Consider the following 21,269-nt stretch of genomic DNA (forward strand, 5'->3'; position numbering starts at 1 on the left):
CATTAAAGAGCGGAATGGTTTTTCAGTTTTTTTATTTCTTCGAGCAGCTTCTGCTTCTGTTGGTCAAAGCCTTCTCTCGTTACGGAACCGGCCGGCTCTGTTTCGAGCGGTTTACTGTCGGCTTCGTCACTTTCCCGAAGCCAGTCAGGCAGCTTTTCTTCCCTGATGACTTTCTTGTTCCGGGAAGGCTTTTTCTTCCCTTCCGCCCATTCAAGATATTGGCGGTTTTCTTCTTTCGCAAGCTTCATAGCCTCTCTAACCGTGCGAACGTTTTTTCTGGCCCAGTGAGAAGCTATTTTTTGGGTGTAATTTTTCGAAAGCTTCATATCGGTTTTCAGCATGACATAATAAATCAGAACATTGATGACGCCGGGCTCTAATTTTTGGTCAAGCATTATTTCTTCTATAATTTTCAGATCGGCTTTGGATGGTTCCGCTCCGCCGCCGATATCCTGCAGCAGCTTTTTCGGCGATACCTGCTCAAGCAAAGCGATCAAATTGTCTTCCTTGGCGTTCGTTGACGACTGTTGATTCGGCTGTTCGCGGAGATTCATCGGCTGCACTTTGTCGACGAGCTCCGGAAGCGGGCCGCTGCGCTCGATCTGATACCAGTCGCTCGCCGCTTTTCTGAGCGCTTCTGTCGTGATCGTATCGTGCTCATCAACGGCTGACATGACGACGTTTTGCATCTGAAGCGGTTCGATCCCGTAGAGAAAGGCGAGCTTTTTAATCGTTTCCTTCACTTGGTCTGACAGCGCTTTTCTCGGAATAAGCGTGTCGGATAAACCGGCGAGAAACAGTTGAAAGTCAAAGGCGTCGTCTGTGACCGCCGCCGGTTTGCCATTCCCTTCTTTCATCCATTCACGATCTTCGCGAAGCTCCATCGCTTCGATCATATCGTCAGACATCTTCCATTCGCTCGGCTGGACAGATGCAAAAACTTCGTTGAAAGAACGGGTGATATCCCGTGCTTCTTCGGGAACAGACGGGTGGGAAAAGTATTCTTTCAGCTGCTGAAACCTCGCTTTTCCGACGCGGTTGTACAAGAAGACATTCAGCATGCCGTCCTGAAAGAACTCATCCGGTCTGAGCGGCGGAATCAATTCATATATAAACAAACGCTCGTCTTCCGTTTCTTTCATATAAGTTTTCAACAGTCCGATTCCCTCAAGCTTTTCCTTCTCTGAGTGAATCGTCTTCAGGTTGGTCTGCATCGCCGCCATCAGCTGTCTGTGAGTCGAGCTTTTCCCCCAGACTCTGTTTTGCTCCAGTTCCCCCCACAGCGTGAGAAACAAGCTGAATGAAAAAGAGCCGATTAGAGGCTGATACAATAGCGTGACAATTTGCCGGTCCAAGTCCTGAAGCAATCCGCAGCTTTTGACAACGTACGGATCGACAGGAAGCAAGTCTTTCCAATAATTACTCATATCTTTTGTCAACCTTCCACTTTGTTTCTTGTCCTCATTTTACACCTTTTTCAGGCCTTCATGTCACACGACCGTGGTTTTATCATGAGAAAAGAGCTGGATTAATTTACAGCTCTTTACCGTTCTTTCTTTATTAAGTCTTTCAGCTCGTCGATAAATACGTTAATATCTTTAAATTGGCGGTATACTGAAGCAAACCGGACGTATGCGACTTCGTCGATTTTCGCAAGCCGGTCCATCACCATTTCTCCGATCATATCGCTTTTCACTTCAGCAACGCCTTGATTTCTAAGCTCTTTTTCAATTTCAAAGCAAATATCCTCAAGTTGCTTTAAGGCGACAGGGCGTTTTTCGCACGCTTTGATCAAACCGCGGAGCATCTTCTCGCGGCTGAATTCTTCCCGGATTCCTTCTTTTTTTACGACGATGAGCGGAATTTCTTCCACTTTTTCAAATGTAGTAAATCGATAGTTGCATGATTCGCATTCGCGTCTTCTGCGAATCGATCTGCCTTCGTCAACGGGACGGGAGTCCAAAACCCTCGTCCCGTTATGCTGACATGCTGGACATTTCATTTTTTCAGCTCCCTATTCAATTGTTTGAATGTACAGATTTCTGCAGCTTTCCGTCCAGTTCGCTGTATAGCGTCGAGACAAGCCCGCGGCTGTAGCCAAAATCGGTCGGCAAAAACGTTTCCGTTGACACATTAAAATCCACCGCTGTATCAAAAGGGCGAATCGACACGACTGTCGCCACCACAAAAGCTTTTCTCGTTTTTTTCACCTCGGCGCTGATTTCTCCTCTTTCTTCCGACACCGATGTCACCTTACAGCCGTCAAGGCCTTCGAGCACTTCCTTTACAGCATTGAGCGCTTCTTTTGACGCCGCTTTATAATAGCGGCTCTTCAGCTCGTCCGAAGGATGGCGGTCAGACGTTTCGGCGTGTGTAGAAAAAAACCGGTGAATGTTTTGAAAAAGACTCATATCCCCTGTCCCCTTTGTCTTTCTTCTCTATATTTTATTAAAAAAATGGTTGATTTCCAAGGGAAAACAAATTAGGGCAAGAGAATGCCGGGGAGAATATGTTTCGGGGATTGTCGCGAGAGGAAAGAAAAAGGAGCGGATTTTAAAAGCGGTGTCCGCTTTTTCATCCAGCTCCTCTATCGGCATTAAAGTGCCTGTGCTTTGGCGTTGGCCTGTTTCACCTGAACAGGTCCCATGCCTCTCGGTATTTCAATGTTCTCTCTTGTTTCTGCTCTTAATTCTTCTGCGATATAATCGGCAGCTACGTTCGGATCTAAATCTCCGCAAGTATAAACATCAATGCTGGCATATCCGTGTTCAGGAAAACTGTGAATGGTCAAGTGAGATTCAGAAATGATCACAACCCCGCTTACACCTTGAGGTGCAAACTTATGAAAGGCTACCTCACGTACCTCAGCACCTGACTTCAGTGCCGCATTTACAAACGTTTTTTCAATAAAATCCATGTCATTCAGCTTATCAAAATCGCATCCCCACAGTTCGGAGATAACGTGACGCCCCATTGTTTCCATAGCATGGACCCCCCTTAACAAGAATTAGAAAAGTGAATTTCCAAGCAACTGAACCGGTCATTTACCACGGGGGAAAGTTAGTCCGGAGAGGTCCTAACCCTTTAAGTAATGCCGAAGCGCTCACGAACTAGAAGTTCACGAAAAATAGTATACTTTGTTTGAATATTTTTTGCAAGGCGGTTTTATCATTTGATGGTTAAGGGGTATTTATTTTTTATCCGTCCATGCTCTTATTTTATACAGCCGAAGGGTGTTTCATTCTTGAAGCCACGTATCTGATTAAATCGACAACCCTGCACGAATATCCCCATTCGTTGTCATACCATGCGAGCACTTTCACCTTTCTGTTCTCAAGCACCATTGTTGAAAGGCTGTCGATCACCGCCGAGTATGGATTCGTATTAAAATCGGATGAGACAAGCGGTTCATCGCATACATCGAGGATCCCGGACATCGAGCCTGCCGCCGCCATTCGGAACGCTTCATTAATATCTTCTGCCGTCGCATCGCTTTTTAAATCAGCCACAAGGTCAACGAGTGACACATTTGAGACGGGAACGCGCAGGGCCAGGCCGTGCATTCTTCCTTTTAAATGCGGCATGACAAGTGACAGCGCTTTCGCGGCGCCTGTCGTTGTCGGAATGATCGAAGAACCGCAGGCGCGCGCCCTTCTCAAGTCTTTGTGCGGATTATCAATATTTTTTTGATCATTTGTAAATGCGTGAACAGTGGTCACCAGGCCGTTTTCAATGCCAAATGCATCATCAAGCACTTTTGCGACAGGAGCGAGACAATTCGTCGTACAGGAAGCGTTTGAAATAATCGTATGACGCTCCGCATCAAATTCGCGTTCATTGACGCCCATCACGATTGTGATGTCTTCATTTTTCCCCGGCGCTGTCAAAATAACTTTTTTCGCGCCGGCTTCAATATGAGCTTCCGCTTTTTCCTTCGCGTTAAATTTCCCCGTCGCTTCTACGACGATGTCGATCCCGTATTGCGCCCACGGAAGAAGTTTAGGGTCCCTCTGATTGGTCAGCATGACCTTTTTACCGTTAACGAACAGGCAATCGTCTCCAGCGTTTACATCAAGCTCATATCGGCCGTGATTTGTGTCATACTTTATTAAATGAGCGAGCGTTTCCGGAGGGTAGCTCGCATTGATCACTGCAATGTCAATCTGTTCATCAAGCATCGCTTTTCTAAACACCATTCTGCCGATCCGGCCGAATCCGTTTATCGCAACTTTCACTTTCATCAAATATGCACCCCTTATTTTATGTCATTCCACATCATGATTTATTCAAAATAAGTATAACACATTATTTTTAATTAGCCATACCATTTGTATCTTTTACAGCAAATTTACGCGGTTTTTGTGAAACAGTGAACAAAGAACTAGAAAAAATCGGCATTAAAGCATATATTTCAAATACATCTTTAGTGCTACAATTTCCAACGGCGCCAAATTTCCACACGACAGAAGGCAGTGTCTTCAAGAAAGGACAACCATGAAACTGACCAAAAACATATATTTTATCATTTCTTTTTTGGCTGCGGCCGGCATTTATTTTTTTATAGGAACAGCAGCCGCTTCCGCGGCGAACGAAGATTATCCGAAACAGATGATCAGGCTGGAAAGCTTATCAGGCATAAACATCACGCCCGCCGGGAATCAAGATAATGCACCGCTAACAGCAAAACAGATGAGCGGGGAAAAAGCAGAAAGATGGAGGCTGGATACGTCTGACGGCAAACAGTTCAAAATCAGAAATATGGATAACGGCAAAATTATCATCCCTTCCCATTACGCGTTGTCAAACAATAATCCCGCTGTAGTCTACTATGACAATTCACGAAAAGAAGAGTTGTGGAATATTATCGGGGCTGACAAAGACGGAAACGGAGACTTTATCACGTATAAAATCGTCAGTGCGCAAAACAACAGCCTTGCCCTGACACTGGACGGCAACGGAGTGAAGCTTGCCAAATATACAGGCGGCTCCGTCCAAAAGTGGAAGCTTCCAAGCGACGGTCTCGAAGGTTTCGCGGGCTATGCAAAGGAAACGAATGGCAAGCAGAAAACAGGCACAACCGGCGGCCTGCTTGGAAAAGTCGTCTATGTCAACAATCTGGGCGAACTGAAAGCCAATATTGGAGGTTCAACGCCCCGCACCATTGTCGTCTCCAGCAATATCGGCGCTAAAGCCAAAACGGTATTGACGGTGGGTGCCAATAAAACAATCATCGGCTCGTATGAAAAACATAAGCTGAACAACATTTACTTTAAAACAAAAACGGACTCAGGCAACGTGATTTTCAAAAATCTGATCATTGCACATGATGCATTCATAAATGAAAACAACGACATCCCTGTTTACATTACCGATTCGAGGAATTACTGGATTGACCATGTCACATTCCAGGGCCACAGCTATTCAGCAAACGGTCACGATCTCGACAAGCTCTTATACATCGGCGCTAAAGCCGATTACGTCACACTGTCTCACAGCACATTCACAGACCACAGGTACGGCTTGATTCTCGGCTGGCCTCAAGATGACAAGCAATACCACAGTATATATAATGGATATCCGCGGATGACAATCAGCCACAACCGCTTTGAGAATCTCTATGTCAGGGCGCCCGGGTTGATGCGTTACGGCCATTTTCATGTGAAAAACAATTATATCAACAATTACCATCTAGGCTTCACGATAACGACATTGGCCAAAATTTATTCTGAAGCCAATTACTTCGGTACGGGCAGCGAGAAAGGCATACTTGATGATTACGGAGACGGCTCATTTAAAGATGTCGGATCATATCCGGCGATAAAAGGACAGAAATCGCCTGAAACAAGCTGGAAACCTTCATCCAACTACAGCTATCGGACGATGAAGGCAGGCAATGCCAAAGCTTTTGCCGAACGGTATGCAGGTGCACAACGCACCGCGCTGTATTATGCGAATTACAGCCAGTTTAACAACGACTAATAAAAAAGTGAGCGCAATTTCGCGCTCACTTTTCAATATTTGACCATGTATCAAGCAGCTGATGAAGCTGCCCTTCTGTATCTTTCAGACTGCCGCTGTTATCGATCACCGCGTCTGCCTTTTTCTTTTTTTCGTCAAGAGAATGCTGGGCGTGAATTCTGTTCAGCGCCTCGTCTTCAGTGAGCCGGTTTCTTTTCATCAGCCGCTCAAGCTGAAGCTCCATCGGCACCCAGACGACGATCACTTTATCTGTCAAATGTTCAAGCCCGCTTTCATATAAAAGCGGAATATCGAGAACAACAAACCGTTCACCGGCCCGGATGGCTTCGTCGCGCTGTTTGATCATCATTTTTCTCACTTCCGGATGGACGATCGCATTTAACTGCATCCTCTTTTCTTCGTTAGTAAAAACAATTTCTCCAAGTTTTCTCCGGTCGATACCGCCTGTTTCAAGCAGCACGCCTTGACCAAATGTCTCAGCGATTTTCTGATAAGCGGGCATCCCTTGTTCAACGGCCTCTTTCGCGATTACGTCCGCATCGACGACTGTGATGCCGCACTGCTGGAACATTTGCGCGACAGTACTTTTGCCGCTGGCAATCCCTCCGGTCAACCCGATGACCAATGTCAAAGGCCTGCACCTCCTTCTTACAGTTTCCAGATGCCGATCATAATCAGCAATATACCGGGAAGAAAGGTCAGTTTATCCATCCAGTTCCATTTCGATAAAAATCGCCCCGCCTGTATTCCGCAAAATACGAACAATGAGCTCATGATGCCTACCGTAATGCTCATCGGTACAGGGGAAAAGCCGAGCGCAGCCGCGCCGATCCCTGCTCCGAACGCGTCAATAGAGAGGGCGAAACCGAGAAGGAAAGCTTCTATACCGGTAATGATTCCTGATTTATCAATGTCGGCGCTTGTCGGTTTTCTTAAAATGTGTATCACGATTCCGAGCGATTTCAATTCAAGGTTGATGAGCGTTTTTTCAGAGAAGACGAGATCCTGTTCTTTCTCCGGCCTGAAAAACTGATACAGCACCCATGCGCCGATCCCCATTAATATGACGGCTCCGAGCCTTTCTGTTACGACAACGGGCAGGAATTTCGCCAAAAGGGTTCCGATCATCATGGCAATATACATCACGGCTCCAGAGCAAAAAGCAATAATCAAAATCGCTTTAAATGGGATTTTCAACTTTCGCAATCCGTAAGTAAATCCGACTGAAAAACTGTCCAAGCTGACGGCAAATGCCAGCAGCAAGAAAGATGCAAACATCATATCAGGCTCTTCCTTTCTGTTGATGCGAGCAGTTAAGTCATGCAGCCTAAAGGCAGCTTTCTAGGCTTCTTATATATATGAAAGAAGAAAACCATCCGTGTGTTGTTTACCCGAAAAAGAAACATCACACCTTAAAGCTTGCTTTTAACAGCTATATGGAGCGTATGCATCGACAGCTTGAACCATGATACGGCTTGCTGTTGTCCCTTTTATGCGATTGTCATTTTTTCTGGCACTTTATGCAAAAATGCGTGCCCCTTCCGCCAACGACTGTTTTTTCAATTGGAGATCCGCACTTTTTACAAGGTTCATCTTTCCGGCCGTAAACGAAAAGTTTGAGCTGGAACATGCCGATTTCACCTTGTGAATTGATGTAAGATCTGACTGTGCTTCCCCCTGCTTCAACAGCTTCCTTTAACGTTTGAACGATCTCTTCATGAAGAAGAACCGTCTGTTTTTTTGTGAGCTTGTTCGCTGTTGTCTCGGGATGGATACCGGCTCTGAATAAAGCCTCGTCGACATAAATATTGCCCAGCCCGACCACTGTCCGCTGATCGAGCAGTGCGGTTTTCACTGAGCGGTTTGTTTTCTTCAGGCGCTCTCTTAAGTAACCGGCTGTAAATTCCTCGCTGAAAGGTTCGGGACCGAGCTGCCTGAGAGGCAGCTCCGTCAGTTCCTCCCCCGGCTTAAACAAATGCATCGTGCCGAACTTTCTGACATCCCGGTAGCGCAACTCGCTTCCGTCCGTGAACCTGAAAATAACGTGCACATGTTTATCAAGAGGTTCATCGTTTTGATGAAGCCCGTACTTTCCTTCCATTCTCAAATGGGAAACCATGACACAATCATCAAGATGAAACAACAGGAATTTTCCCCTTCTTCCGATCGACTGAATCGTCTGACCGGCCAGGAGCCTTGCGAATTCCTCAGGCTCCTCCGGACGTTTTATGATTTTTGTCCATCTGACATCAACCGCATCGATCGTTTTCCCTCTTACAAGCCCGGCAAGAGTGCGCCGGACCGTTTCGACTTCTGGTAATTCCGGCACATCATCACTTCCTTTTCTCTATTTTGCATCGTACCATGAAGGCCCTGAAGCGCAGTCCACTTTCAGCGGAACATCGAGCTCCAATGCATGTTCCATTACTTCCGGAACCAGTTGTTCAAGCACTTTGATTTCATCTTCAGGCGCTTCAAAAATCAATTCGTCATGAACCTGCAGCAGCAGTTTGGCCTGGAGATTTTTTTCTTTCAGCTTGTCCGCCATGTCGATCATCGCTTTTTTAATGATATCTGCGGCGCTTCCCTGGATCGGCGTGTTCATTGCCGTCCGTTCGGCAAAGCTGCGCAGATTGAAATTCCGACTCGTCAATTCCGGTATATACCGCCTCCGGCTTAAAAGAGTCGTCACATAGCCCCTCTGTTTCGCTTCTTGAACGGTTTCTTCCATGTATTCTTTAACTCCCTGGAAGCTGTGGAAATAGCGCTCAATAAACGCGGCCGCTTCCTTTCTTGTAATTCCCAGGTTTTGCGACAAGCCGTAGTCGCTGATTCCGTAGACGATTCCGAAATTGACGGCTTTCGCCTGCCTCCTCATCGCAGGGGTGACTTCTTCTTCTGATACATGAAAAACATCCATCGCCGTTTTCGTGTGAACGTCCATATCGTTCGTGAACGCTTCAATCAAATTTTTATCCTTTGAAATGTGGGCGAGAACCCTCAATTCGATTTGGGAGTAATCCGCAGCAAATATGAGCCAGCCTTTTTGCGAAGGGACAAACGCCTGCCGGATTTTGCGGCCTTCCTCAAGACGGATCGGTATATTTTGCAGATTGGGATCGGTTGAGCTGAGCCTTCCCGTTTGTGTTAAAGCTTGATTAAAGCGGGTATGCACTTTATGGCTGTCTTTTTTGATTACTTTTAAAAGCCCTTCGACGTATGTGGACTGGAGCTTGCCGATCTGTCTGTAGTGCAGAATATCTTCGATAATGATGTGTTTGTCGCGCAGTTTTTCCAGCACATCGGCTGAAGTCGAATAGCCCGTTTTTGTTTTTTTGACGGCAGGCAGCCCGAGTTTTTCAAACAAAATCACACCGAGCTGCTTTGGTGAATTGATATTGAACGTTTCACCTGCTGACTCGTGGATTTTCTTCTCGTATTCCGCTAATTTGGCGGACAGTTCTTCTCCCATTTTTTTCAATCTGTCGACATCGACTTGGACACCGATCGATTCCATCTCACCGAGAATGTGGGCGAGGGGCATTTCGAGCGCTTCAAACAGATCGAGCTGCTCGTTTTTCTCCAATTCATCAAGGAGCTTTTCGCGGAGCAGCGATATCGCCTTCGCTTTTCTGGCTAAATGGTCGGCAAGCTCCTTCTCATCCGGCACCGCCTGTTTCGCGCCTTTTCCGTAGACCGCTTCATCTGCCGCGACAATGTGTAATTGGTGTTCTTTCGCAACGCTTGCAACATCGTCGTAAGAGTGTCCCGGATTGATGATATAGGCCGCAAGGAGAACGTCAAATTCTGCGCCTTTCAGTTCGATGCCCCGCCAGCGCAAAGCGACCGCCGCGCGTTTTGCATCAAACACCCATTTCTTTTTCGACTCGTCTTCGGCCCACTCTTTAAAACGGTCCGACTGAACGGCCGTCTCTTCCGGGATGAAGAAAGCGCCATGTTCGTTGACGATCGAAAAACCGAGAATCGGCGCCTCATGATAATTGTCGCCGAGCTGTTCGACAACGAGTGAAGCCGGTGACGCAAACAAATCATCCGTGATGTCTGTTTTGATCGTGACGTTGATCTCTTCAAACTGTTCTTCTTCTTTTTCTCCCGGCTCTTCGCCAATCCTTTCGAGCAAAGAGTTAAAACCGAGATCTTTAAAAATCTTGACGACCGCTTCCCTGTCAAAACCTTCGTATCCGAGGGAATCGAGGGTGACTTCAAGCGGCGCTTCTGTCGTAATTGTCGCAAGCTCTTTGCTCATCAATGCCTGTTCTTTAAATTCTTCAAGCTTTTCTTTCAGTTTTTTTCCGCTGACTTCGTCTATTGACGACAGCAGCTCCTCTACTGTATGGAACTGTTTCAAAAGCTTGATCGCCGTCTTTTCGCCGACGCCCGGCACACCTGGAATGTTGTCTGATGAGTCTCCCATCAGCCCTTTCATGTCAATGATTTGTTCAGGTGTAAGTCCGTACTTTTCCCGGACATGTTCCGGCGTATAGTATTCAACATCTGTAATGCCCTTTTTCGTGATGGCGACCGTCGTTCCTTCTGTAGCCAGCTGTGTCAGGTCTTTGTCGCCTGAAAAAATCTTCACTTCAAATCCGTCTTTTTCCGCTGACTTGGCAAGGGTGCCGATAATATCATCGGCCTCGTAGTTTTCAAGCTCATACCTTGAGATTTGATAGGCGTCGAGGAGCTCGCGGATAAACGGCAGCTGTTCGGACAGCTCGGGCGGCGTTTTTTGTCTGCCGCCTTTATATTCTTTAAACGTTTTATGTCTGAATGTCGTTTTCCCCGCATCAAAAGCAACGAGCATGTGGGTCGGTTTTTCTTCTTCAAGCATCTTCATTAAGATCGTGGTAAAACCGTACACAGCGTTTGTATGTATCCCTTTTTCATTGCTGAGAAGAGGCAGAGCGAAAAACGCGCGGTAAGCCAGGCTGTTTCCGTCAACCAATACTAGTTTTTTTCTTTCAGTCATCTTTATCCTCCTAAGGAGCCGATTCGTCAGCTTCCATTCAACTTCGTGATCATATTTGCTTATTTTATTTTAGCAAAGTTCATTTTGAAAGGAAAATGAGAGTGATTTCGCAGAAAAATAAAAAAAGGGACGCGCTGTTGATCGCGTCCGTCCATATGGCTCCTTGGATGAAGGGGTTCACTAATGATCCTATCAGCCAAGTTTTAACCATATATATAAAAGTTGTTAAGCCTTTGTAAAGTTTGCTAAATGAAGCTACTCGGATGCGCGTTTTAAGCGGACCGTGAATTCGGTGCCTTTCCCCCGCTCGCTTTCGACGTCGATTTCACCGTCGTGGGCTTCGACTAAATGCTTGACGATCGCAAGGCCGAGACCGGTTCCTCCTGAATTTCTGCTCCTGTCTTTATCGATCCGGTAGAAGCGTTCGAATATTCTCGGGATTTCGGACCGCTTGATCCCGATGCCCGTATCCTTCACTTTGACTTGCACTGCATTTTCCAGTACATCAGCCGAAATCGTTACGTTTCCATCTTCAGGCGTATATGTGAGGGCATTGTTCACCAAATTTAAAAAGATCTGCTTTAGTCTGTGAGGATCCCCGGAAGCAACGGCTGGCTTCTCCGGCTTTTCCAGTGTCAAGGTGATTCCTTTTTCCTCCGCTTTATTCTTCAAAAGCATCCCAATTTCAGCGAGGATTTCACCTATATTGCAATTTTGAATATTCAAGGTGAAGTTCTGCTGTTCGATTTTCGACAGATCCAACAGGTCCTGGATCAACGTTTGCAGACGGCTGCTCTCTTTTAAGATGATCGATAGAAATTGCAGCAGCGTCTCCCTTTCGTTCATCGCTCCGTCTAAAAGCGTCTCGGTGAACCCTTTGATCGATGTAATCGGCGTTTTCAGCTCGTGGGAGACATTGGCGACAAAGTCCTTCCTCATTTCTTCAAGCTGCTTTCTTTCCGTCATATCATGGAACACGAGAACGATGCCTTTCCACTCATCATTGATGCCGATAATTGGAACTCCGTCGACTTCAAAATACCTTCTTTCAATTTTGATCGGCAGTTTAAACATTTTGCGGACCTTTGTTTCCGTCATAAAAATTTCTTCGATGAGATTAATGATTTCTTCGTGTTCGAGCACTTCGTGATAGAAATGGTAAAGAAGCTGATCGGCTTCTACGTGAAATTGCTTTTGATAAGCGCGGTTCACAAGGTGAATATAACCCTTTCCATCGATTAAGATCAGACCGGAGTCGATATTTTCGATGACGGTTTGCAGACGGTCGCGCTGCATTTCCTGTGCTCTTGTCATGTCCTGCAGGTTCTGCGCCAGCATATTGATGGACTGGCTCAGCATCGTTTCATCTTCGTTGAAAGTTCTTGCTTTATAGTTTCCTTTGGCAAGCTCAATCGCTACTTGTGTCGCAGACTCAATCGGATTCGTATATTGAGAGGTTATTCTCGCCCCAAGCCCGGCGATGATTAAAAAGGCCGTTCCAAGGCTCACGCCGAGGAGAATCCAGATCTTTTGATTGATATCTTGCAATGAATCGACAGGAGTGCTGATCAGAATATATCCATTCACATTCCCGTCTTCTTTCAGTGGCTGCACGTAACGGTAAACCGACTCGTCATCCGGATTGATTCTGAAGCCTCCTCCTTCACCGTTTAAATCCGACTCAAGCGCTTCTTTGATAACGGATTGATCTTCTGCACGGCCCCCAAAATGAAAAAGAACCTGACCTTTTGTATCAACCAGCGATACATGACTGTCCAGTTCACGGCTTGCCTTCTCTAAAATGGCTCCTTGCTCCGAAGACTTCATGTTTTCACGATTTGCCAATGAAGCGACCAAAGCGGCTTCTTTTTCAATATGGCTGCTCAGTTTGGCATCATATGAGGAGTGAAACAAGTGAACGAGCAGAAAACCGAGTGAAGCAAATACGAGAATCAAAAGCGTCAGCAGGGCAGCTAAAAGCCGGGTCCGGAATTTAATCATTCAGCTTCGGCTCCTCCATTTTGTAGCCAAGACCTCTGATTGTTTTAATGTATTCCGGTTTTTTCGTATTTTTTTCGATCTTATCGCGAAGATGGCTGATATGGACATCGACGATGCGCGTATCGCCCGCGAAGTCGTAGTTCCAGACAGCGTTGAGGAGAAGGTCTCTCGTCAGCACCCTCCCTTTATGCCTTCCCAAATATAAAAGGAGTTCGAATTCCTTAGGCGTTAGCTCGAGGCGTTCGTTTTGAAAGTAAACCTCATAATGTTCTGGAAGTATTTTCAATTCGCCTATGATCAGCTCGCCTGCATCCGGTTCTTCCGTCTCCTCCGGATGAACGGACAGCGTCTGTGTTCTTCTTAAAATCGCTTTGACCCTTGCCGTCACCTCTCTCGGGCTGAACGGCTTCGTCATATAGTCATCGGCACCCAGCTCGAGACCGAGCACCTTATCAAATTCATCATCCTTAGCGGTCAGCATCAAAATCGGATACATCAGCTTCTTCTGTCTGAGTTCCTTGCATACTTCAATGCCGTCCATTTTAGGAAGCATCAGATCGAGCACGATCAGATCCGGCTTCTCTTCAATCGCCTTTAATAAGCCGGCCTCTCCGTCCATGGCCGTCACCACATGATAGCCCGACCGTTCAAGGTTATATTTTAGAAGGGTAACAATCGATTCCTCATCATCTACAACTAATATCTTTTTGCTCATGACATGCCTCCAGGCTTCAGATTTCCCCGACATCTCTTTCTCTATCTTTTGTTAAATAAACGTTTTCACTCCTATTTTAACGAAAGCCTATCCGTTCGACAATTTGATTTTTCAGTGTTTTGCATAAAATCTCTCTTTTTCGGCAATAAACCGCTGTTTTAAGCGATGGAATGCTTCCAGAAAAAAGAATGAAAATGTCCGGGCAGATGATTATGATTAGGTATATGCTGACAGCCCGTGTTTATGTCTTGATTTTCATATGGTTTTATGTAAAAAAAGATCGCATTCAAAAACAGGAAGGCTTGTATAAAGCCTTCCTGCTGTTTTCATTATGATAATACTTTCATGACGTTTTTGACTGATTCAACGGATCGATCAAGCTGACTTCTTTCTGTTTCAGTCAGTTCAAGTTCAATGATCTGTTCAAGACCGTTTCCGCCGATAATCGTCGGAACGCCGAGGTAAATGCCTTCATAGCCGTATTCGCCTTCAAGGTAGGCAATAGTCGGCAGCACGCGGCGCTGGTCTTTTAAGATTGCTTCAACCATTTCTGTCAAGGAAGCGGCTGGCGCATAATACGCACTTCCGTTTCCTAACAGGTTGACAATTTCTCCCCCGCCTTTTCTCGTTCTTTCAACAATCGCATCGATCCGGTCTTTCGGAAGAAGCGTTTCAAGCGGAATGCCGCCTGCATAAGAGTAGCGAACGAGCGGAACCATATCGTCCCCGTGTCCGCCCAGTACAAAACCTGTAATGTCTTTGACGGAAAGGTTGAGCTCCTGAGCGACAAACGTTCTGAATCTTGCCGTATCCAAAACTCCCGACTGGCCGATGACCCGCTCTTTCGGGAAGCCCGATTCTTTATAGACGGCGTATGTCATCGCATCCACAGGGTTTGTCAGAACGACGATGATACAATCAGGTGAGTATTTAACAACTTCCTTCGTTACGCTCCTCATGATCTTTTCATTTGTAGCCACGAGGTCGTCCCGGCTCATTCCCGGCTTTCTTGCGATTCCCGCCGTGATGACGACGATATCTGAGCCGGCCGTATCTTCGTAGTTTGCCGTTCCTGTAATATTCGCATCAAATCCTTGGACAGGGCTCGCTTCCAGCATATCGAGCGCTTTCCCTTTTGTAGGGTTTTCAAGCTGCGGAATGTCGACTAGCACGACGTCAGCCAATTCTTTTTGAGCCGTTAAAAACGCAGTTGTTGCACCTGTAAAGCCCGCTCCGATGACAGATACTTTATTTCGCTTCTTTCCCATGTTTTCTACCCCTTTTAATTGTTGTTGTTTTACCCCAAAACAGCCGTTTAAGACATATTTTTGATAAGCTCATCACCGAATTCAGAGCATTTAACTTCAGTCGCGCCGTCCATCAAACGAGCGAAATCGTATGTGACGACTTTGGATGCGATTGTTTTCTCCATAGATTTAATCACAAGATCGGCAGCTTCATTCCAGCCCAAATGCTCAAGAAGCAGCACGCCGGATAGGATGACTGAAGACGGGTTTACTTTGTCTAGGCCAGCATATTTTGGAGCTGTACCATGTGTCGCTTCAAAGATGGCGTGTCCTGTCTCATAGTTGATGTTTGCTCCAGGAGCGATGCCGATTCCGCCGACTTGGGCAGCAAGCGCATCTGAAATGTAGTCCCCGTTCAGGTTCATTGTCGCCACAACATCAAACTCGGCAGGGCGGGTCAGGATCTGCTGAAGGAAGATGTCAGCGATGCTGTCTTTGATGATGATTTTGCCGGCCGCTTCAGCTTCGCTTTGCGCTTTGTTTGCAGCGTCTTTGCCGTCTTTTTCAGCGATGCGGTCGTATTCGGCCCATGTGAATACTTTATCGCCGAATTCTTTTTCAGCCACTTCATAGCCCCAGTTTTTAAAGGCGCCTTCCGTGAATTTCATGATGTTTCCTTTATGGACGAGCGTTACAGATTTGCGGCCGTGCTCGATTGCATACTCGATCGCAGCTCTGACAAGCCTTGACGTTCCTTCTTCAGAAACCGGCTTGATACCGATGCCTGATGTTTCAGGGAAACGGATTTTGTTAACGCCAAGCTCGTTTTTCAGGAATGAAATCAGCTTTTGAACTTCTTCAGAGCCTTTCGCGTATTCGATGCCGGCATAGATATCTTCAGTATTTTCGCGGAAGATGACCATATCCGTATCTTCAGGGCGCTTAACCGGTGAAGGAACGCCTGTGAAATAGCGGACAGGACGCAGGCATGTAAACAGGTCAAGCTCTTGTCTTAGCGCTACGTTTAATGAGCGGATTCCGCCGCCTACAGGAGTTGTTAAAGGACCTTTAATCGCGATCAGGTATTCGCGGATCGTATCAAGCGTTTCTTCAGGAAGCCATTCGCCTGTTTTGTTGTACGCTTTTTCCCCGGCGTAGACTTCTTTCCAAGTGATTTCCTTTTCGCCGTTATACGCTTTCTCCACAGCCGCTTCGAGAACCCTGGAAGCCGCTCTCCAAATATCAGGACCTGTTCCGTCCCCTTCAATAAACGGGATGACCGGGTTGTTTGGAACGTTTAATACTCCGCCGGAGACTGTAATTTTTTCGCCTTGTGCCACAATAAAACCTCCCATAATATGTAATTCTTCAATATAGAAAAACATTTGTTTCCCCCGTTTGGCGGGGGACAAACATGTTTTTTCATAGATTCATGAAATCGTTGTTTCCTAAGAAAGCCGTTAAGAGGCCGGCCGAACAAAGCTCGAACAGCCTCCTTTCAAACGGTCAGCTTCTGTCTTCAATCGGAATGAACGTCTGCATGTCAGGGCCGGTGTAATCAGCCCGCGGACGAATCAGTCGGTTATTTTCATACTGTTCGAGAATGTGAGCGAGCCAGCCTGATACCCTGCTGATCGCAAAAATCGGCGTGAACAGATCATGGTCGATTCCTAAGCTATGATAAACCGACGCAGAATAAAAGTCTACGTTTGGCGGCAGTTTTTTCTGAGACGTGACGATTTCCTCAGTCCGCTCTGAAATCTCATACCATTTGCTTTCACCCGTTAAATTCGTCAAACGTCTGCTCATTTCCTTCAAATGTTTTGCGCGGGGATCTCCCTGGCGGTATACGCGGTGGCCGAACCCCATGATCTTTTCTTTCTTTTCAAGCTTGGCGTGAATATATGAATCTACGTTTTCAACCTCGCCAATCTCTGAAAGCATTTTCATAACTGCTTCGTTTGCTCCGCCGTGAAGCGGACCTTTCAAGGCCCCGATTGCGGCCGTGATCCCTGAGTAGACGTCTGAAAGCGTCGCGACGCATACTCTGGCTGTGAACGTAGATGCGTTCAGCTCATGATCCGCATGCAGAATCAAGGCTTTGTCAAACGCTTCCACTTCAACAGGTGAAGGTTCTTTTCCATTCAGCATGTAGAGAAAGTTGGCGGCAAAACCGAGTTCCGGATTCGGCTCAATCGGCTCGAGCCCTTTGCGGATTCTTGAAAAAGCAGCGACAAGCGCAGGCATCTTCGCTTGGAGACGCACCGCTTTTCTGTAGTTTGCTTCCGCATCCATTTGATCTGCTTCTTCGTCAAACAGTCCGAGTAAAGAAACGGCTGTCCGAAGAGCTGCCATCGGGTGGACTTTTCCATTCGAGTAGGATTTGAAATGGTCAATCACTTCTTTGGGGATACCGGCATTTTCAGAAAGCTGTTTTTTAAGCTCTGCGAGTTCCTCTTTGTTCGGCAGCTTTAAATGCCAAAGCAGATAAACAACTTCTTCAAAGCTAGCTTTTTCTGTCAAATCATCGATGTTATACCCTACATATGTAAGAGTATCATCAATAATTGAACTTACTGATGATGTAGTGGCGACTACCCCTTCAAGGCCGCGTGTTGCTGTCATACTCATCTCTCCCTTTTTTTAAAAATTTCCCCTTTTAAAATTAAACCAAAACCTAGGAGCAAAAACAACGCATGTTGTATACATCTTCTTCAACCCAAAAAGAAAATGCTTACATTAAATCGTTTTTCAAATAAAACAATCGTGCGTTTCTATATACCGTTCGATACTCCGATATGCTTAATAAAGATTAAGCATATTTATATTATAAACAATAATCTGATAAATTTGTAGGTTTTTGATCAAAAATGCTTTCAAAGCCTTATAAATCAAGGGTTCGTAGTTATTTATTATCAATCGACAGCTTTGTAGAATCATGTATTCTTCTGTATCTATTTGAGGGAGGTTTTGGGAAGGGATTTTTATTAAAAGTGGACAGACGTATTCCTCCAGTTCTTTCATACTAATCGGTTTATGATTTTCACCTATAATAAATTTATAAACAAAAGAAAAAGAGATAAAATCTTTTACTTGTTACTTTACAGCAAATCCCCTTCATCCGTTTTAAAACAAACGGGGGGAGTTTTTATGAATGAAAAGTTATTATCATTATTTTGACTGATGTTCCCTTTTAAAAGAATCAGGTATGATCGATAAAGAAAACGTTTTCAAAGAAAGGGGAATGCCACATGCCTTATCGTATGAAACGAGTGTTGCTGCTTCTTGTCACCGGATTGTTTTTGAGTTTGTCTGCAGTCACTTCTACTGCCTCGGCTCAAGCAGGCGGATCGTTTTTTGACCCTTTTAACAGCTATAACTCCGGTGTATGGCAGAAAGCAAATGGTTATTCGAATGGAGGTGTGTTCAACTGCACTTGGCGTGCAAATAACGTATCAATGACATCATTAGGTGAAATGCGTTTGGGGCTAACAAGTCCATCTTATAACAAGTTTGACTGCGGGGAAAATCGCTCTGTTCAAACATATGGATATGGACTTTATGAAGTCAGAATGAAACCAGCTAAAAACGTAGGGATCGTTTCATCGTTCTTCACTTACACAGGTCCAACAGATGGAACTCCTTGGGATGAGATTGATATCGAATTTTTAGGAAAAGACACAACAAAGGTTCAGTTTAACTACTATACGAATGGTGTAGGAAACCATGAGAAGCTTGTGGATCTCGGATTTGATGCATCCAATTCCTATCATACGTATGCGTTCGATTGGCAGCCAAACTCGATTAAATGGTATGTCGATGGGCAATTAAAACATACCGCGACGAGCCAAATTCCGACTACGCCAGGAAAGATCATGATGAACTTGTGGAATGGTATTGGTGTCGATGACTGGCTCGGTTCTTACAACGGTGTAACACCTCTATACGCTCATTACGACTGGGTGCGTTATACAAAAAAATAATCTCAAAAATGATAAGAGCCTGCTGCCTCAACCTAGCAGGCTCTTATCATTGTAATGAGAAGTTGTTGGCATGATTAGTCTTTTATACAATCTTATCGAGATGATGACAGCCCTCTTTCTGGGTTTGCTTTTTTTGCTTCTTTAGTTCTCTTTCTTTTGTGAAAATGACATCTTCATATCCTTCAATTTTTTGATGGTTTCTTCAATTTCTTTCTGTTTTCTAGCAATTTTTCTCTTTCGTTCACTAAAATCACTTGCTGCCGTCCGCGCCGCAATCATATCCGGCGTCTCAGTTAGCAGAAAAAATAAACTCTCCGGCACTGAACAGAACTCCCAATTCGACAGCCATCATAATAAAGGATGCGATAACTGATGCAAGCGTTTCAGCCCGAAAGAGACGATAGATCATTTTTTCTTTTTATCCAAGCTTACCTGCTGAAGACTCCACAAATAAAAACCCACAAATTCGAAATAAACGGTCATATTTCCCCACACAGGTTTTTGACAAACTGAGCCCTCTTTTATAGAGGGCCTTATTTTTTTGCACCAGCTGACTTCTATTTACAAATTTTCAGGAGTTTTAACTGCGTTATGTATGTTTATTTTTAGTTACGAACGTTTTTTTCAAACTAAAAAACCCCCTGAAACAGGGGGAGCTGGCCCGCATTTCTAAGATGTAAAATGCTGGACGGCCTGCATGACAAGATAGGCGATCCCGGCACCGATGAGCGGGCCGACGGCAACACCTTTGAATAAAGCGACCGCTAAAATCGTTCCAAATACAAGAGCGGTGGTGATATGCGGGTCTTCCGCGAGCAATGTGATCCCGTTTTTGGCGATCAATGCTACGAGAATACCCGCCCCGAGTGCGATCCATGCGTAATATGATTTCATCGCTTCGCCAAGCTGTTTAAAGCCGATCTCTCCAGTGGCAATCGGCACAAGGACCGCTATTGTAATAACGGTAACTCCCCAGTTAATCCCTTTGGATTGGATGGCCGGAAACAGCTTTTGATCGAGGCCGGTCAGCTTGATCAAAAGCAGGACGGATACCGCGATGATCAACGACTGATTTTTCGCGATTAATGCGATGGCCAAAAGCAGGATCAAAAATAAATTAGCTTGAGTAAACATGCTGTATTCAACTCCATTTTTTTATGACCTTTCTCATAATAACAGGACTCAAGAATAAAATGAAATAAGGACATGCTTTCTAATATCAGGAGGATGCAGAATTGAATCAATCCTATCTCACAGCTGCGCTTCGGGCAGTGTATGTGCTGTTTTTGACCGCTGCTTGCGGAGCGGTCGGCTACTACTCTTTTCCGTTAACCTATCCTTTTGTGATTGCGCTTATTCTCGCCATCATGATCAACCCTTTTGTGGAATGGCTCGATAAGCGGACCGGGCTCCCGAGAGGCGTTAATGTCGGCATCGTGCTATGCGGCTTTTTGATCGCCGGAGCCGGCTTTTTGACCCTGGTCGTTGCCGAGATTGTCTCTGGAACGGCTCATTTGGCTAAAATACTCCCCGTCCAGTTTAATAAAGCCGCTCTTTATATCGAATCTTTTTTTACGAATCAAATCATGCCGCTGTATAATCAGCTTGCCGCTTTTTTTGACGGGCTCGAAGCCGCCCAGCAGGAATCGATCATTACACAGGTCCAAAATTTGGGCAGTGAACTCGCATCAGGCACCGCTTTGTTTCTTTCAAAAATTCTTGAGATGGTGCCCCTCTTTTTCGCCTTTCTGCCGAATATGGCGGCCGTGCTGATCTTTTCGCTCCTAGCCACTTTTTTTATCAGCAAAGATTTGCATAAAATACAAAACAAGGCGCGGTCTGTTCTTCCTGATCGGCTGATCTCGGGTGCAGCGGCTGTCTATGCGGAATTGAAAAGAGCGCTGGCAGGCTTTGTGAAGGCCCAGCTTACCCTTGTGGCGATGACGATGGTGCTGGTGTTGATCGGGCTTTCTGTGTTGAAGGTTAATCATGCTGTCGCCATCGCTTTTCTCATCGGGCTGGTCGACCTGCTGCCGTATTTGGGAGCGGGGTCTGTATTTGTGCCGTGGATCGTCTATTTAGCAGCATCCAAGCAGCTGCCGCTCGCGATCGGCCTCGGAGTCCTGTACATCGTCGTGCTCGTCTTCAGGCAGCTGGCCGAACCGAAGATTTTGAGCCGGTCAATCGGACTTCACCCTTTGGGAACATTGATCGCGCTGTTTGCCGGTTTCAAATTGTTTGGCTTTCTCGGATTGATCATGGGTCCCGCCCTTCTCGTTCTCATTCAGGCTCTCTTTACAACAGGTATTTTTAAAGACGTATGGCAGTTTATTAAAGGAAATGAAAAATAAGCGGCA

18 protein-coding genes and 1 pseudogene are annotated in these 21,269 nt (G+C 45.7%); 3 read left to right on the forward strand and 16 right to left on the reverse strand.

What is annotated here, in order from left to right; translation table 11 throughout:
* Positions 1 to 2: 2 nt before the first annotated feature.
* The 5 genes from dnaB to KI350_RS02470 form a co-directional block, all read right to left on the reverse strand.
* Positions 3 to 1,427, reverse strand: a complete 1,425-nt coding sequence (dnaB, locus tag KI350_RS02450; RefSeq protein WP_023855478.1) for a replicative helicase loading/DNA remodeling protein DnaB — start codon at positions 1,425 to 1,427, stop codon at positions 3 to 5.
* Between the two features lie 116 nt (positions 1,428 to 1,543).
* Positions 1,544 to 2,002, reverse strand: a complete 459-nt coding sequence (gene nrdR, locus KI350_RS02455; protein ID WP_020452543.1) for a transcriptional regulator NrdR — start codon at positions 2,000 to 2,002, stop codon at positions 1,544 to 1,546.
* 16 nt (positions 2,003 to 2,018) lie between these two features.
* Positions 2,019 to 2,411, reverse strand: a complete 393-nt coding sequence (locus KI350_RS02460; RefSeq protein WP_059231767.1) for a hypothetical protein — start codon at positions 2,409 to 2,411, stop codon at positions 2,019 to 2,021.
* 185 nt (positions 2,412 to 2,596) lie between these two features.
* Positions 2,597 to 2,983, reverse strand: a complete 387-nt coding sequence (gene speD / locus KI350_RS02465; RefSeq protein ID WP_020452545.1) for an adenosylmethionine decarboxylase — start codon at positions 2,981 to 2,983, stop codon at positions 2,597 to 2,599.
* A 235-nt stretch (positions 2,984 to 3,218) separates the two neighbouring features.
* Positions 3,219 to 4,241, reverse strand: a complete 1,023-nt coding sequence (locus KI350_RS02470) for a glyceraldehyde-3-phosphate dehydrogenase (protein ID WP_020452546.1) — start codon at positions 4,239 to 4,241, stop codon at positions 3,219 to 3,221.
* Positions 4,242 to 4,758: 517 nt separating this feature from the next.
* On the opposite strand from KI350_RS02470, the gene KI350_RS02475 reads away from it, so the two are divergent.
* Positions 4,759 to 5,979 (forward strand): pectate lyase family protein, encoded by a 1,221-nt coding sequence (locus KI350_RS02475; RefSeq protein WP_236808684.1) that lies wholly within the window; start codon positions 4,759 to 4,761, stop codon positions 5,977 to 5,979.
* 25 nt (positions 5,980 to 6,004) lie between these two features.
* Here the strand turns inward: KI350_RS02475 and coaE are convergent, their stop codons facing one another.
* From coaE to citZ, 9 genes are all read right to left on the reverse strand, one after another.
* On the reverse strand, positions 6,005 to 6,610 hold the full coding sequence (coaE, locus tag KI350_RS02480) for a dephospho-CoA kinase (RefSeq protein ID WP_035338188.1): 606 nt from the start codon (positions 6,608 to 6,610) through the stop codon (positions 6,005 to 6,007).
* A gap of 17 nt (positions 6,611 to 6,627) precedes the next feature.
* Positions 6,628 to 7,260, reverse strand: coding sequence for a sporulation membrane protein YtaF (gene ytaF, locus KI350_RS02485; RefSeq protein WP_009329359.1), 633 nt, complete (start codon positions 7,258 to 7,260; stop codon positions 6,628 to 6,630).
* A gap of 220 nt (positions 7,261 to 7,480) precedes the next feature.
* Positions 7,481 to 8,308, reverse strand: coding sequence for a DNA-formamidopyrimidine glycosylase (gene mutM, locus KI350_RS02490; protein ID WP_023855481.1), 828 nt, complete (start codon positions 8,306 to 8,308; stop codon positions 7,481 to 7,483).
* 18 nt (positions 8,309 to 8,326) lie between these two features.
* Positions 8,327 to 10,966, reverse strand: coding sequence for a DNA polymerase I (gene polA, locus KI350_RS02495; RefSeq protein WP_059231764.1), 2,640 nt, complete (start codon positions 10,964 to 10,966; stop codon positions 8,327 to 8,329).
* 255 nt (positions 10,967 to 11,221) lie between these two features.
* On the reverse strand, positions 11,222 to 12,967 hold the full coding sequence (gene pnpS, locus KI350_RS02500) for a two-component system histidine kinase PnpS (protein WP_059231763.1): 1,746 nt from the start codon (positions 12,965 to 12,967) through the stop codon (positions 11,222 to 11,224).
* Entirely contained in the window at positions 12,960 to 13,682 is a 723-nt protein-coding gene (locus KI350_RS02505; RefSeq protein WP_020452552.1) for a response regulator transcription factor, read from the reverse strand. The genes pnpS and KI350_RS02505 overlap by 8 nt, the downstream gene beginning before the upstream one ends.
* 329 nt (positions 13,683 to 14,011) lie before the next feature.
* Entirely contained in the window at positions 14,012 to 14,950 is a 939-nt protein-coding gene (mdh, locus tag KI350_RS02510) for a malate dehydrogenase (RefSeq protein ID WP_020452553.1), read from the reverse strand.
* Between the two features lie 47 nt (positions 14,951 to 14,997).
* A complete protein-coding gene (gene icd, locus KI350_RS02515) occupies positions 14,998 to 16,269 on the reverse strand; it encodes an NADP-dependent isocitrate dehydrogenase (protein ID WP_023855485.1) in 1,272 nt (423 codons plus the stop codon).
* 166 nt (positions 16,270 to 16,435) lie between these two features.
* Positions 16,436 to 17,554, reverse strand: coding sequence for a citrate synthase (gene citZ / locus KI350_RS02520; protein WP_020452555.1), 1,119 nt, complete (start codon positions 17,552 to 17,554; stop codon positions 16,436 to 16,438).
* Between the two features lie 626 nt (positions 17,555 to 18,180).
* Here citZ and bglS point away from each other — a divergent pair.
* Entirely contained in the window at positions 18,181 to 18,912 is a 732-nt protein-coding gene (gene bglS / locus KI350_RS02525) for a beta-glucanase (protein ID WP_023855487.1), read from the forward strand.
* A gap of 255 nt (positions 18,913 to 19,167) precedes the next feature.
* Here the strand turns inward: bglS and KI350_RS02530 are convergent.
* Positions 19,168 to 19,315: pseudogene (locus KI350_RS02530) on the reverse strand (transporter); the annotation flags it as partial.
* Between the two features lie 266 nt (positions 19,316 to 19,581).
* Complete coding sequence (locus tag KI350_RS02535; RefSeq protein ID WP_020452557.1) at positions 19,582 to 20,046, reverse strand: DUF441 domain-containing protein; 465 nt, start codon at positions 20,044 to 20,046, stop codon at positions 19,582 to 19,584.
* Positions 20,047 to 20,147: 101 nt separating this feature from the next.
* Here KI350_RS02535 and ytvI point away from each other — a divergent pair, with 101 nt between their 5' ends.
* The gene (gene ytvI / locus KI350_RS02540) at positions 20,148 to 21,263 is read left to right on the forward strand and encodes a sporulation integral membrane protein YtvI (protein WP_020452558.1); all 1,116 of its coding nucleotides are present in this window, start codon (positions 20,148 to 20,150) and stop codon (positions 21,261 to 21,263) included.
* Positions 21,264 to 21,269 lie beyond the last annotated feature (6 nt).

It is taken from the genome of Bacillus sp. J41TS8 (assembly GCF_018333035.1).
Lineage (GTDB): Bacteria > Bacillota > Bacilli > Bacillales > Bacillaceae > Bacillus > Bacillus paralicheniformis.

Excerpts from the sequence above, each read along its gene's own strand:
- dnaB (WP_023855478.1), bottom strand. The coding sequence starts at position 1,427 with ATGAGTAATTATTGGAAAGACTTGCTTCCTGTCGATCCGTACGTTGTC.
- nrdR (WP_020452543.1), bottom strand. The coding sequence starts at position 2,002 with ATGAAATGTCCAGCATGTCAGCATAACGGGACGAGGGTTTTGGACTCC.
- KI350_RS02460 (WP_059231767.1), bottom strand. The coding sequence starts at position 2,411 with ATGAGTCTTTTTCAAAACATTCACCGGTTTTTTTCTACACACGCCGAA.
- speD (WP_020452545.1), bottom strand. The coding sequence starts at position 2,983 with ATGGAAACAATGGGGCGTCACGTTATCTCCGAACTGTGGGGATGCGAT.
- KI350_RS02470 (WP_020452546.1), bottom strand. The coding sequence starts at position 4,241 with ATGAAAGTGAAAGTTGCGATAAACGGATTCGGCCGGATCGGCAGAATG.
- KI350_RS02475 (WP_236808684.1), top strand. The coding sequence starts at position 4,759 with ATGGATAACGGCAAAATTATCATCCCTTCCCATTACGCGTTGTCAAAC.
- ytaF (WP_009329359.1), bottom strand. The coding sequence starts at position 7,260 with ATGATGTTTGCATCTTTCTTGCTGCTGGCATTTGCCGTCAGCTTGGAC.
- polA (WP_059231764.1), bottom strand. The coding sequence starts at position 10,966 with ATGACTGAAAGAAAAAAACTAGTATTGGTTGACGGAAACAGCCTGGCT.
- pnpS (WP_059231763.1), bottom strand. The coding sequence starts at position 12,967 with ATGATTAAATTCCGGACCCGGCTTTTAGCTGCCCTGCTGACGCTTTTG.
- KI350_RS02505 (WP_020452552.1), bottom strand. The coding sequence starts at position 13,682 with ATGAGCAAAAAGATATTAGTTGTAGATGATGAGGAATCGATTGTTACC.
- mdh (WP_020452553.1), bottom strand. The coding sequence starts at position 14,950 with ATGGGAAAGAAGCGAAATAAAGTATCTGTCATCGGAGCGGGCTTTACA.
- citZ (WP_020452555.1), bottom strand. The coding sequence starts at position 17,554 with ATGACAGCAACACGCGGCCTTGAAGGGGTAGTCGCCACTACATCATCA.
- bglS (WP_023855487.1), top strand. The coding sequence starts at position 18,181 with ATGCCTTATCGTATGAAACGAGTGTTGCTGCTTCTTGTCACCGGATTG.
- KI350_RS02535 (WP_020452557.1), bottom strand. The coding sequence starts at position 20,046 with ATGTTTACTCAAGCTAATTTATTTTTGATCCTGCTTTTGGCCATCGCA.